Genomic DNA, 13,705 nt, shown 5'->3' on the forward strand with positions numbered 1-13,705 from the left:
TTCAGTAGCGCTAATTTGTACTGAGTGGGAACCTGTGCGACTGATCACAGGTCTTAGGTAACAATAATAATAACCAAACGACGGGACCCAACGTGATAGGAGAAATAGTAACCGAGACAGGCAAAGGTGTTTTCAGAGGTGTTGGCTACCTGATTGCCGAAGTGTTTTTTTGGCGATTATGTTATGCGTTGGGGTGGCCGCTGTGCAAAATTCTCACCCTGGGACGCTATCCGCGTCGCGTTGTCAGAGAGCGGGCCATCTTCCGCTCCGAAAACGCCCATACCGGATTTACCTGCGCTGCGATTGGCTTACTTGCATTAATCGCCGCGGTGTTAATGTTGTCGGGCTACTGGCCATCAAGTTTACCCCCTGGTATGTGACGGCAGACCTTTTAACCCGGTAAGGGTAAAAGCCTGCCGCGTACCGTCATTTATTGCGCTTTTTCGACGACAGCCCGACCGCGGCCACTGGCCTCTGATGCGGCGGAAAGCCTGCCATCTTGCTGTAATATCAAATGTAAATCACCGAACCGTCGTTCATCGAGGGTATACCCCATGTCCGTTAACGCCTGCCTGGTGGTCGCCGCGAAGCCAGGATGCATGCGAATGGTATCTTTGGGCAGCAACTGATGATGAAAACGCGGACTGTTAACAGCATCCTCTGCGCTTAAATCAAACAGCAGTGTATTTAAAATTGACAGAGTAACTGACGATATTATGGTGGTACCACCCGGCGATCCGGTCACCAGTTTTACCTCGTCATTATCCAGTACTATGGTGGGGGTCATCGAAGACAGCATGCGCTTATAGGGTTCGATGGCGTTAGCTTCGCCGCCCACAGCACCAAAGAAATTGGGAACGCCCGGTTTGGCACTGAAATCGTCCATCTCGTCGTTAAGCAAAAAGCCTGCGCCCTCTGCGACTACGCCGGCACCAAAGCTAAGGTTTATCGTTGTGGTATTGGCGACCGCATTTCCCCATTTATCCACTATCGAAAAGTGGGTGGTATCCTCGCTTTCATACAAACCGGGCTGGATGTCCGGGGTGGCTGAAATAGCGCTAAGGTTTATCGCCGCGGCGCGTTTGGCGATGTAAGCAGGGTCAACCAGTTGTGACTGCGGCACAGCAAAGAAATCGGGGTCACCAAGGTACTCCGCGCGGTCCGCAAATACCCGTTTACCGGCTTCACTGACCAGGTGCAAATACTCAGCTGAGTTGTGCGCTGGCAACGCGTTGTCGCTTACCACGTTGTCTACCATACCCAACCACTGAGCGACGGCAATACCACCCGAGCTTGGCGGCGGTGAGGTAATGATCTCATAACCACGCCATGCAAAGGTAATAGGAGTGCGCCATTTAGCGGTATAATTGTGCAGATCCTCACGGCTGATTAATCCGCCGTTGGCTTGCATAAAGTTAACGATGTGGGCGGCAGTCTCACCGCTGTAAAAGCCCGCCTGGCCACGATCACGAATACGCGTTAATGTTGCCGCCAACTCCGGTTGCTTAAACAGCGCACCAGGCGTAGCAGCGGCACCGAAATAGTCGGCAAAGTTGCTTTCGCGGCCACGTTGTTCAAGCCGCTGAATATACCGGCTCACTCTGCCGGCGAGCTTTTCGGGAACGTAAAAGCCGTCCTGAGCCAGCGTTACGGCAGGTTGCACTAATCTTTGCCAGGGTAATTTTGCGTATTTCTGGTGTGCTTGCCACATCCCTGCAACGGTGCCGGGAATGCCCGATGCTTTAGCGCCAAAGAGCGAGTCACTCGGATGCACATCACCGTTCTCGTCCAGGTACATATCACGGGAGGCAGCAGCAGGGGCCATTTCCCGGTAATCAAGAAAGTCAGTGGCATCATCCATGTAGATAGTCATAAATCCACCGCCACCAATGTTGCCCGCTTCGGGGTAGGTTACGGCGAGAGCAAACTGGGCTGCGATGGCTGCATCAACGGCATTACCGCCTTCTGCCATGACATTAAGGGCGACCTGCGCGGCAAATTGGTCTGGCATGGCGACCGCATATTCAGCCTCTGGCTGAGTCGGGCCTGCTGATGAACAGCCAAACAAAGTTACGATAAAACAACTCAAAATCACATTACGCATAATGTTATCCAATCATAATTAAGCTAGTGATCACATAAGCAATCAGGGTTAAACCACCACCGACCAGGGCGTAGGGCATTTGCGTGCGCACATGCTCAAGTAAATCGCAGCCGGAGGCTATGGAAGACACCGCGGTGGTATCGGATATGGGCGAACAATGATCGCCAAACACGCCGCCGCCAAGTATCGCGGCGATAACCAACGAGGGTGGCAGACCAAGCTGCTGAATAAGCGGCACACCAATGGGAATTAATATGGCAAATGTTCCCCAGGAGGTACCGGTGGTAAACGACATGATTGCCCCGGCAAGGAACAACATGGGTACAATCATAAATAATGGTAAGTACTCACCAACTATTCCGGCCACGAATAAACCGGTGCCCAGAACCTTTAAGCTACTGCCAAGGGTGAGTGATAACAATACAATGGTTACCAATGGGAGTAATTCGCCCATCCCTTTAAACCCCGTGTCGACGGCCTGATGGTGGGTGAACCGCTTATTCAGTACTAACATCAGGTAAGCGACAGCGGTGGCTAAAATAGTCGCGTAAAGGACCGATTTACTACCACTGCCTTGCGACAGCACGCCGTTGCCGGTCCATAACATAAAGCCCACCATGCTCAATACCATGGTTAAAATGGGCACAACCATATAGGCGGGGCTGGTCGCGGGCGCTGCTGATAATTCCTGCTGATTACTGCTCAGGCTTTTTTCTGCTTTGGCCAGCGGACCGTGCACTTTGTCGGCAAATACCGTGTATCCGGCTATGAGCAGCGCAATAATGGCGTAAAAGTTAAAGAATACCGAGCCCCACAAAATACTTGCGGACGAGGCGGGCAGCTCGTAGTTATCCAGCAGGCCAAGCACAAATGCACCCCAGCCGTTGAGCAGGATCAGAATACAAATCGGCGCGCTGGTGCTGTCAATAAGATAGGCCAGTCGTGCCCGGCTCATACCAAACTTATCAAACAATCCGCGGGCAAAAATCCCCGCTGTTAAAACGCTCAGGTTCGACTCAATAAATACTACGATGCCGGTTAACATGGTCAGGCCGCCGACCTGGCGACGATTTTTTGCCACGCCGCGGCGCGTTAACCAGTCTACGGTGGCAGTTACCCCGCCAGAATCGCGAATATAAGCGAGCAATGCGCCAACTAACACACTGAATAGCAATATGCGTGTATTGCCAGCACTGGTAGCGACTTCAACCACCCGTTCAATAGAGGTAAGCGGTGCCAGTAAAATACTGTCTGGTGTTGCAGTGAATAGGATCAGTGCTTCAGCACTGAGTACAGCCATTAATAGTGCCATGATGACTTCTTTTTTCCAAAAGACGATCACAATGGCCACGACTGGCGGAATAATGGAAACCCAATCCATAACGGAGAACCCTGTTGTTGTTATTGTAAAGTCGCAGCAGGTTATCTGCTACGGTGCAGCAGTGCGGTTTAATACCGCCTCATACACCAGAGACACAATACTGCCATATTTTCCGGTTTCAAACTGTTTGCCGGTAAAAATCGGCCTGTCTTGTTGCTCTTCCACAATGGGCGAATGACGTGAATTGGTCAAGAGAATGACGGCCAAATCCAGAGCTGGGTCGATAACTGTCGCCGTGCCGGTCCAGCCGGTATGACCATAAGCCTGATCACTGGCATAGGGGCCAAAGTGCCAGCGATTAATGCCATTGGCGGCGCGTCGCCAGCCTAACCCGTATTGCCAAAAGCGATTGTCGGGCTTAATAAAGGCGTTGATCACATTGCTGTCGAACAGGTGGGTTTCACCGTATCCGCCACCGTTTAATAAAGTTTGTGCTAACACGGCCAGGTCATCAGCGGTGGCAAACAAACCAGCATGGCCTGCTACGCCCTGCATGGCGTAAAAGGCTTTTTCGTCGTGCACCTCTCCTTGTAACGTGTACTGGCGGATATTCGGAAACTCGATGCGTCCGCCGCGGGTATTGCCGTTTAATTCGGTGGCCGCAAACTCATCTTTATGATGGCCTTTGTACAGTGGGTTAAACAAGGTGTTACTCAGCCCTAAAGGCTGGTAAAGGTAGTTTTCGGTATAGCGGTCCAGCGGCATCCCGGTAATACGCTCTACAATAAGTCCCAGCAGCATAAAGTTCGTATCGCTATAGGCTGCCTGTAAACCGTTGCCGGTAACAAAAGGCGCACGGGTAATCAGCAGCTCACTTGTTCGCTGTTTGTTTTGTGAATAAAACAGCTCGCCGAGTGTGTTGTCGGGGGTGTAAAAGGCAATGCTTGGCGCATAGCCTGATTGATGTGACAGCAAATCACTTACCCGGCGCGCCTCCCGCCCGTCTCCCCGGTATTCCGGTAAATAATACTGGATAGGCTGATTGACATCGAGTTGGCCGGTTTCTACCAGGTGCATCAGGGCAAAGGTGGTGGCGAACATTTTTGTATTTGAGGCCAGATCAAACAAGGTGTCTGTCCGCATAGGTTGCGGTGATGCCAGGGGCTGTTGATTTTCGTCGTAACGTTTTTGGTAACCATAAGCAGAACGTTTAATGATCTCGCCGTCTTTTACCACCAGCAATACAGCGCCGGGAAAACCCTCTGCTACCTCCCGGTTGATTAATGCATCAACCGCGCTAAAAGCCTGCTTATAGGCGTCGGTATTGTCAATGAGTTCAGGGTAGGGCACCTGTAGGTGTATTTTGGCATCCGGCGGTGTGATATCGGTGACGGCCAGGGTATTGATACCATTATGGGTTCGTCTGTGCAGGGAATAACGATAAAGCTCTCTGGCGTTAAAGGTGTCTGCGAGGTTGAGTGTCTGACCGTTCACACTGAGCGTGGCTTGTGCGGGTTGATCGGTTTCAATGAGCAGCTTTCCTCGTCCGGCATAACTTTTAAAGGCAAAGCGGTCGTTTACGTACTGGCGTTTTGAGGGCGATTCAGCGGGTAACCAGGTGTCAATCTGGCCCCGTCGAGGCGTGGCGGGTACGGCGTTTTTGGCCTGTGCATCGAGAATGTCGCGCTCGGTGTGGTAACGTGCCAGCAGTTTGTCTTTGTGCGCCGGAAAATACTTATCAAGGAGTGCAAAAACCGCCGCCGCTGTTCTGCTGTCGGGCTGGCCGGTAACGTGCCAGGGCAAAAAGTGCATTTGAAACGCGGCAATTGCATTGAGTGTCTGGCTGTCGGCAATGCCCGTTTCAATGATGCCATAACCATAACGACGCATCGCCGATTGCAGTAAACCAATGCTGGGTGTTTGCTCACTAAAGGTTTTCCAGTAGCCCGCCATGGTGTCGTTGTCGTACCAGGCGCCTATACCAGCCTGATAAAGCTCAAACCAGGGAAAACGCGGACCGGGATCATTTTTGCGTGTAAAAGCGATGTCTGAGTGACCCACTACTGAGGTGGGGGCAATGTCCGGATTGCGGGCGATGATATCTTTAGCTAACTCAATGACAACTGCAATTTGGGCCGGATCATAATCGGGGAAAAAGCATAGCCGGCTATCGCCATGTTCAGCCTGCGATGCCGCCATTTGGGTATCTCGCTGACACTCCGGGACGTTAACAATTTCGATGCCTATGGAATGATCGTTGAGACCGGTTCGACCCTGCCAGTAACTTTTGCCGGCATGCCAGGCTCGCTTGGATTCATCGACCAGTTGAATAATTCTTGGTTTGCCATCCGGATCGCTGGGATCATTGGACTCGGGTACCAGGTAGTGAGCGCTAAGGCCCCCTTCGTTCACCAGTGCATCGACGGAGCGGGCGTAATCAATGGCGGTATAGTGGATGACCAGTGATTTTACCCGTTCGCCGTAGTTAGCGGAGGGCATATCGATAACCTGACGGCTACTACAGCTCAGTAACAACAGTGTACAAATAGCCCATAAAAATGCAGAGCGAAAACCTTGGATGGTCACGGTGAATCCTCGAAATTTCGGTTAAACAGACGCTTGTCGACAGCGGCGCTACAAGCCACCTCCACACCAGCATAGTGCCAAATTACCATACTGCTTAATAAAGTAAATAATAAAATATTCCTGTCGTTTTGTATGTGGGTGAATTATCGAAGTGCTGCGAAAAACAATATTATTAAGGGTGTTAGCCTCATATGGCCATTAATGCTGAAGATTGACGTGACGTAGAAGCTGTATGCCAACCAGTAACTCCGACGCGTATTAATAACGTTCAGGAATAATTTATTTTTACCGGCTACTGGGTTAAGCTAGCCTTCACACGTTTGTTTTTGCGGAACTGTTTATGAAATATCTGTGCCTTAGGGCGACATTGTTATGCCTGTCAGCCTTAATTGCTGCCGGCTGTTCAACCAAGGAACACAGCAGTGATATGCTGGGTCAGAAATTAATGTTGGATATACGCTATTACTGTGCAGATGGTACCCCTGCCGAAGCGTGTAAAACGCCGGTAACCACACTGTTACCTGAAATTGCCGACATTATCCGTGAAGGCCGGATCGGCGGCGTCATACTGTTTGCTGAAAATCTGCAAAATACTGCGCAAATAGTGGAATTGACCTATGCCTTACAAAAAGTCGCAAAGGATGCTGGCCTGCCCCCCCTTTTTATTGCAATTGATCAGGAAGGTGGCCGGGTAGCGCGCCTGCCGGATAATGTCGCCACCCGATTTGTTGGCAATATGGCGATCGGCGCCACCTACCCGGTGCATCAAACTGAGTTTGCCAAAAGGGTGAATAAAGGTATCGCCAAAAGTATTGGCCAGTTAGGCTTTAACGTTAATTTTGCGCCCACCGTCGATGTCAATGTGAATGCCGATAATCCGGTCATTAACGTGCGCTCCTATGGTGAGTCTGCGCCGCTGGTTGCCGAGCTTGGGGCGGCAGCTGTAGCAGCACTACAGAGTGAAAATATCCTCAGTGCGCTTAAACATTTCCCCGGACATGGTGATACCCATGTCGATAGCCACACAGGGTTGCCCCGCGTGGAACATGATATAAGTACCATCGAAGAGGTGGATCTTTTACCCTTTAGTTATGCTATCGGCCAACCGCAGCCGCCGGCAATGATCATGACGGCCCATATCCAGTATCCGTTACTTGATAACACTGAGTTTACCGGTAAAGATGGTCTGCCTACGCTGGTGCCTGCCACGTTGTCACACAAAATTCTCACCGGGCTGCTGCGCGACAAACTTGGTTACCAGGGCATTATTGTAACGGACGCCCTGGATATGGCGGGTATCGCTCATTATGTTGACCATCGCGATGCCGTGATACGCACATTTAATGCCGGCGCCGACATTGCGTTGATGCCCTATGCTATTCGCAATCCAGCAACAGTGAAACAGTTTTGGCAGCTTTACCAGCAGTGGCTGGATGCTATCGACAATGACGAGCTTAATAGCGATGAGATGGTCGCCTCTGTGCAGCGCATAGTGGCGGCCAAACGCGCCTTCAGTATTGATGACTATATCGCCAAGCCATTCAGTGAAAGGCTTGCGCAGGCACAGGCGACACTACCCTATGCAGAAAACCAGCAAACCGAACGGGCGCTTGCCGCAGCCGCACTCACAAAGGTGTACGATCACGGCGTGCTGCCGCTCAAAGGGCCGGTGATGACGCTGGTAATGCCTGACGAAGCCCGTTGTCAGGCCATGTCCGCAGCGTTGATGCACCGTCAGGAGGCGTTGCAATTACAGTGTATTGCCTTAACCGACATTACCAGCCGACCGCAATTACCTGACTTAACCAATAGCAGTGCGCTGATCGTCGGCGATATCACGCCCCAGCATAGCCTGGTTGAAATGGGCGGTATGGCCGACTTATCGACCTGGCGCAACCGGCCAGACAAAACCACCCAATCTCAATGGCTGCGTCGTTTGTTTTCGCAGGCCAGAGTCGAGGGGGTGAAGAGTGTTTTTGTAGCATTAAGAGCCCCCTACATTATTAGTGACTACCGCGAGTCAGCCGACGCCGCTGTGGCCACCTTTGGTTATAACGTGACTGTTAGCTCAGCATCGCAAAACGGTGGAAATCCGGAGGTTAACGGGGCGGTATTTGAGGCACTTGCCGATGGGTTGTTGGGGCTTGCTCCCATGCCCGGGCAGTCACCGGTAACCATCCAATAGGCAGGTAGCATGACGCAGCGAATTCGGGCACTGGATGCCTTTCGGGGGTTGGCAATATTTGCCATGGTGTTGGTCAATAACCCGGGCACCTGGGGCGCTATTTTCGCGCCACTCAAGCATGCCAGTTGGCATGGTTTAACGCCTACCGACCTGATCTTCCCCGGTTTTATATTTATTATGGGGGTGACCATTGCTATTCATTTGCCTCGCGAAGCCGAGCGCCTTGGCAACCGCCTGACAGTGTTGGCAACGGCGGCGAAGCGGGCGCTGATCCTTATCTTACTGGGCTGGGGGCTTTATTTATTTTGGTACAGTGGCGAGCCCGACTTTAACTGGGTGGAAGATCGGTTGCTCAACCTGCGTTACCTTGGTGTATTACCGCGTCTGGGATTGGTGTATGTGTTAACGGTAGCCGTGGTATCGGCGCTGCATGGCAAACGACTGGGGGTTGCCGCGCTGGCTTTGCTCGCCGGGTACTGGGCGGCCATGACCTTTATCCCTTACAGTGATGCCAGTGGCGAGTTGTACCGGGGAATGTGGGCATTTGGCAATAGCTTTGCGGCCTACCTTGATCATCACCTTCTTGGTGCACAGCATTTGTATTACAGCAATGCCAGTCCCTTTGCTTTCGATCCGGAAGGCGTATTGTCGACGATACCTGCCGTGGCAACCTGCCTGAGCGGTGTATGGGTGGGCCAGTATTTACTGCTGCGCCGGGCGTCAAAAGCTAAGCTATTTATGGTAGCTGCGCTGGCGATTGTGGCAGGCTATGGGTTAGCGGCCTGGGTACCGGTGAATAAAGCACTGTGGACACCGACGTTTGTGTTAGTGAGCAGCGGCATGTTGACGATTATTTTGTTGTTGTTTTTATGGCATGAAAATAAATACGGCTCACTCGCCGACGGCCATCCGTTGCTCGTAGCGGGAACCAATAGCATTGCTTTTTATATGTTATCCGGCGTGCTGGCCAGACTGGTTTCCATGATTCAGGTTAATGGCAGCTCTGTTAAGGCCTGGTTTTATGGCGTTGCAGAGGCTTTCATCGGTTGGCCGGAGTTAGCCTCCTTAATTGTCGCGCTGGTCTTTACATTGATTTGTTATGTGCCAATCAGATACATGTACAGTCACAAGATCTTTTGGCGAATTTGAGTTTAGCTTGCATGATATGGGGTATATACTGTCGGGCGGAGTGACAGGGATAACGTGATAAGGGATTATTGTGAGACTGATTGTATTGTTCTGTGCAATGTTTGCCGCTTTGCCGGCTTTATCAAACCAGCCGCTAAACAAGACAATTACGCTTGCCTCGGCGAAAGACTGGAAACCCTATATCTATGTCAACGCGCAGGGCAAGGTGGCCGGGACTGACTATGATTTACTCCGCAAGACGTTGCAGCAATCAGATGTCACGCTGCGTACAGAGAACCTGCCTGAACAACGCCTGGCAAAGCTGATCGAAGAAGGCTCTGTTGGTGTTATTCTCGGCGCGGCGTTCACCACTGACAGGCACAAGCATAATTACTTCTCAATCCCCTATCGCCGGGAAACGATCGTTTTAGGCTTCAGACGATCGCGTCACAGCGCCTACAGCAAGGCGAGCATTACCGACGTATTGGCCGCAGATAAACTGGTTGCCCTGAACAGGAGTGGCTGGTTCGGCGAAGTGCTGAGCGACCAGCTGTTGACCCGTTATAACAATAATATTGTCCATGCAGAAGGTACTCAACGGCGCTTGCAACTGCTCATGCTTGATCGGGTTGATGCAGTGGTGGGTGACGTAGATGTGCTTATGGCCGGGGCGCTGGAGTTAGGTATCGACGATTTTGCAGTGTCAGAAATACCCATCCATCAAACCGATGTCCATTTTATGTTTGGTCACAAGCAGGTGACTGCCGCTTTTGTGCAGCAGTTTAATCAGTCCTTAGCAGCCTTAATTACGCCCGCCACTTAACCGTTTATAGCTCTATCACCTGACCGTTTAATACCGCCCATTGGGTATTATCAGCATCAGTCATCAGCCAGTAGGCTGGCGCTCCGGGAAATAACGCAGGGGTATCAAGCGGCTGCGCCAAACAAAGTACCGGCATACCAGTTTCGTTGTTGAGCGTACTGCTATCGCCCACAAAGTAGCATACGCCGGCCGCTAATAAGTCGAGATAGTTTGCTTTAGTTAACGTAAAGGGCTCGCTGAAGTGTTTGGCTTTTAGCGGTAATACCACTGCGTCATAGGCACCCACGGTTTTAAATGCTGACTGCGTTGAGAGATCGCCAATATGGCTGATGCTTCCATTACCTCCGGCGTCGATATTAACGCTGATATCACAGGTGTAAGTGGTATGGTGAATGGTTTGTTTAACCTGGCCGAACTTTACATCGGTCAAACCATCCTCAACGTTGTCCGGGATAGCGTAATAATCGGCCAGGGACTTTTCCTGATAACGGTTACACAGCAAAGCATCCAGGGCGCTGTGCAGCGCTATGACATTCATTTTTCTGGCCACCTGGCGGTGCGGATCCTGCGGATGCGCGCCAGATTCGATCAGGATTGTACTTGCGCCGGTGCCAGCAATATTATCGCCAAAAGAACGCAAGGAGTAGGTGTCGTCGTATCGGCCAATATGGCAGGGTAACCAATGGCTCAGTGTTTCTGCCATACACGCGATTAATTGTTTGGCTCGCAAGCGCGGCGCATCAACATGTTTATCGGGGTGGAAAGCGGGCGCCAAAAAGGCAATGGTTGACGGGTAGGCGCTGTTCCCGGCGGTGTAATAGGGATTTTGATCATGCAGATTAAACGCGACATCCGGGTGTAGTTCATTCACCTGTTGCCACAGAATATTGCCTTCCGGCGTCTGCAATTGGCGCGCATCCCGGTTAATATCGATACCCTGTTCATTGACCCGTGTACAACGCTCGGCCCCGTCCGGGTTTAGCATTGGAATAACATGAATAGTGACCAGGGATTGCCAGTCTGAGGGCAAAGACGTGGCCGCCAGGTCGGGCAAAATACGCAGCCAGTCGAGTACCGCCGCCGTTGCCGTCGGTTCGTCACCATGCATTTGCGTCCAGGCCAGAATCACCATCGGACCATGACCGGTGGTTAACCGATAAATCGGCCGTTGGGCACAAGTGTGGCCCAGTGTGGTTAACGTGATGTCCGCACGTTCGGCCAGGGCTTTAATGATGGGTTCGATGTCGTTAAAGCGCAGATGCGGCTTATCCAGTTGCCGGTAATTGTGCGTTTGCCAGAGCGTCTCAGCCACCTGAACGGTGGTATGCGGATGGGCATTTTTCATAATTTACATTAACCTTACAGCGACAGTTGCAACGCCGACAGCGCCAAAGGATCCATTAAAAGAGATTTTGATATTCTTATCAACTAGTTTATATTTGAATAAAAAATTCATGATCGTATTTCTTAAGCAACAGAGACTTAGTTTGCCGCTGTGCAAGGATCTCGGCAATCAATCAGGAACCTAATACTTATGTCTGCCTTTGTTAAGATAAAAGCCATAAAACATTCGTTGTCCAGCAGTGAGTCGAAGCTGGCCACCTTTACGCTGGATTCGCCCAATGCAGTGCGCGATTTGTCATCACAGGAATTGGCAAATGTGGTGGGGGTCAGTCAGTCAAGCGTGGTTAAGTTTGCCCAGAAACTGGGTTACAAAGGCTATCCGGCATTTAAACTTGCAGTGATTGATGCGCTGAACCGTGAGACTCCCAATACCCAGCTGCACGGCAAAATTACGCTGAATGACGGTTTTGAACAAATGGCCGATAAGCTCCTGAGCAGTAAGATCAGTGTGCTCAATGAAACCCGTAGCCTTAACGAATTGGTTGAGTTTGAGAAAGCCGTCGAGATCATCAAAAACGCCAGACGCATCATGATTTGCGGTGTTGGCGGCTCGGCGCTGGTCAGCAAAGATTTTTCTTTTAAGCTACAAAAGTTAGGCATGATGGCCATCGCAGAGGCCGATGGTCATATACAGTTGGCGCTGGCAGCGACGTTCAATGAGGGCGATGTTGTCATTGCTATATCGGAGTCTGGTGCAACGCGGGAAATTATTAATGTGGTGAACCAGGCAAAAGAAAATCACGCCAGCGTTATTTCCATTACCAAATATGGCACTACCCCGGTATCAGAACCTGCCGACGTGAAACTCTATTCGGTGGCTGAAGAGGCATCGGCGCGACTGTCGTCAATTCTGGCCCGCACAGCGCAGGAGCTGATTATTGATATGTTGTTCATTGCCTTAACACAGGCTTCCCGCCCTGGCCGCAAGCTGCTGGAAAAAACCAACGAAGTGGTTTCACAGTTCAGACGCGGCAGCGGTACTACGCAGAATAATCAGGGGTAAAGCAAATAAGGCTGGCGGCGCGTTTTAAAAGCCGTGAGGTCAGCCTGCCAGCTCGCGCGAATATCGGCGGCGCTCATACCGCTCTCTAACTGTTGGCGAAGACGGTCGGTACCGCTCAGCAGATCAAAGAAATCCGGCCGGTCAATAAGCGGTATACCAGCTTGCCTGAACTGCGTAAAGACGCGGTGAAGCAGCGTAATATCAAATCCTTCTATGTCGCTGTCCTGCAATAACGCACCATACAACAGTTCTCCCTCAAGCTTTGGATTGGGGGCACTTTCGGGCATCGGACGCGGCGTAAAGTGAAACTCACCCAGTGGTAACTCGTCGAAGCCAATGACCTGAAAGGGCCATGGTGTGCCGCGGCCAACACTCACCACCGTTGCTTCAAACAGACATAACGACGGGTACAGTCTGACGGCATGATGATTGGGTAAATTCGGACTGGGCGCTATGGGTAATGGGTAGTGCATTGACCGGTTATACTGTGCGACAGGAATAACCGTCAGGGATAAATCCTGTGCCGCGTTTATCCAGCCTTCCCCCTTAATCATCCGGGCCAGTTCGGCCACGGTCATACCATGCAGCAAGGGGATTGGATCCAAGCCCACAAAAGACGCAAACTCTGGATCGCGCACGGGGCCATCAACAAAACGGCCATTGGGATTAGGGCGGTCGAGCACGATAAGCGGTATGTGTTGTTCCGCAGCGGCCTCCATTACATAGTGCAGCGTACTGATATAGGTATAAAAGCGCGCGCCCACATCCTGTATGTCAAACACCAGAACATCGATATCAGCGAGCATGTCGGGGCTGGGCTTTTTATGCTTACCATACAATGAACGGATCGGCAGGCCGGTCTTAGGATCTTTACCATCGGTGACTTTTTCGCCGGCGCCGAGTTTACCTCTGAAGCCATGCTCCGGGGCAAATACTGCCTGTACCGCGATATGTTTACTTATTAAAAAGTCAACCAGATGCAGGCTGTGAGCACGGCTGGTCTGGTTGACGACCAGGCCAACCCGTTGCCCTTGCAGCAACGGCAGGTAGCGTTCAGGTTGTTCGGCTGCTACCGTGATAGTTGCCTGCACCGTTTGCAGGGCGCTAACAAACAGTATGAAAACGGTTAGGCAGATTCGGCTAATCATTTG

Annotated in this window: 10 protein-coding genes; 5 read left to right on the forward strand and 5 right to left on the reverse strand. The window is 51.4% G+C overall.

Annotated features, from left to right (window positions below; genetic code table 11):
* Positions 1-92: 92 nt before the first annotated feature.
* Positions 93-380, forward strand: a complete 288-nt coding sequence (locus OIK42_RS15625) for a hypothetical protein (RefSeq protein WP_273641985.1) — start codon at positions 93-95, stop codon at positions 378-380.
* A 50-nt stretch (positions 381-430) separates the two neighbouring features.
* Here the strand turns inward: OIK42_RS15625 and ggt are convergent, their stop codons facing one another.
* From ggt to pbp4b, 3 genes are read right to left on the reverse strand one after another with little or no spacing between them, the layout of a single operon-like run.
* Entirely contained in the window at positions 431-2,104 is a 1,674-nt protein-coding gene (gene ggt, locus OIK42_RS15630) for a gamma-glutamyltransferase (RefSeq protein ID WP_273641986.1), read from the reverse strand.
* A gap of 4 nt (positions 2,105-2,108) precedes the next feature.
* Positions 2,109-3,485, reverse strand: coding sequence for a Na+/H+ antiporter NhaC family protein (locus OIK42_RS15635; RefSeq protein ID WP_273641987.1), 1,377 nt, complete (start codon positions 3,483-3,485; stop codon positions 2,109-2,111).
* Positions 3,486-3,533: 48 nt separating this feature from the next.
* Complete coding sequence (pbp4b, locus tag OIK42_RS15640) at positions 3,534-6,011, reverse strand: penicillin binding protein PBP4B (RefSeq protein WP_273641988.1); 2,478 nt, start codon at positions 6,009-6,011, stop codon at positions 3,534-3,536.
* Between the two features lie 340 nt (positions 6,012-6,351).
* Between pbp4b and OIK42_RS15645 the strand changes: the two genes are divergently transcribed.
* The 3 genes from OIK42_RS15645 (at position 6,352) to OIK42_RS15655 (ending at position 10,147) form a co-directional block, all read left to right on the forward strand.
* Positions 6,352-8,196 carry a glycoside hydrolase family 3 N-terminal domain-containing protein gene (locus tag OIK42_RS15645; protein ID WP_273641989.1) on the forward strand — a complete coding sequence of 615 codons (1,845 nt, stop codon included), beginning with the start codon at positions 6,352-6,354 and terminating at the stop codon, positions 8,194-8,196.
* A gap of 9 nt (positions 8,197-8,205) precedes the next feature.
* Positions 8,206-9,345 (forward strand): acyltransferase family protein, encoded by a 1,140-nt coding sequence (locus tag OIK42_RS15650; protein WP_273641990.1) that lies wholly within the window; start codon positions 8,206-8,208, stop codon positions 9,343-9,345.
* Positions 9,346-9,415: 70 nt separating this feature from the next.
* Complete coding sequence (locus OIK42_RS15655) at positions 9,416-10,147, forward strand: substrate-binding periplasmic protein (protein ID WP_273641991.1); 732 nt, start codon at positions 9,416-9,418, stop codon at positions 10,145-10,147.
* Between the two features lie 4 nt (positions 10,148-10,151).
* Here OIK42_RS15655 and OIK42_RS15660 read toward each other — a convergent pair whose 3' ends face one another.
* On the reverse strand, positions 10,152-11,492 hold the full coding sequence (locus OIK42_RS15660) for a M14 family zinc carboxypeptidase (protein ID WP_273641992.1): 1,341 nt from the start codon (positions 11,490-11,492) through the stop codon (positions 10,152-10,154).
* Between the two features lie 189 nt (positions 11,493-11,681).
* On the opposite strand from OIK42_RS15660, the gene OIK42_RS15665 reads away from it, so the two are divergent.
* Positions 11,682-12,554: a MurR/RpiR family transcriptional regulator gene (locus OIK42_RS15665; RefSeq protein WP_273641993.1), complete on the forward strand. Its 873-nt coding sequence runs from the start codon at positions 11,682-11,684 to the stop codon at positions 12,552-12,554.
* Here OIK42_RS15665 and OIK42_RS15670 read toward each other — a convergent pair.
* Complete coding sequence (locus tag OIK42_RS15670; RefSeq protein WP_273641994.1) at positions 12,545-13,702, reverse strand: exo-beta-N-acetylmuramidase NamZ family protein; 1,158 nt, start codon at positions 13,700-13,702, stop codon at positions 12,545-12,547. The two genes, OIK42_RS15665 and OIK42_RS15670, sit on opposite strands and share 10 nt — an antisense overlap.
* Positions 13,703-13,705: the final 3 nt, after the last annotated feature.

Origin of the sequence: Alteromonas gilva, from assembly GCF_028595265.1 — a bacterium.
GTDB classification, from domain to species: Bacteria; Pseudomonadota; Gammaproteobacteria; order Enterobacterales; family Alteromonadaceae; genus Alteromonas; species Alteromonas gilva.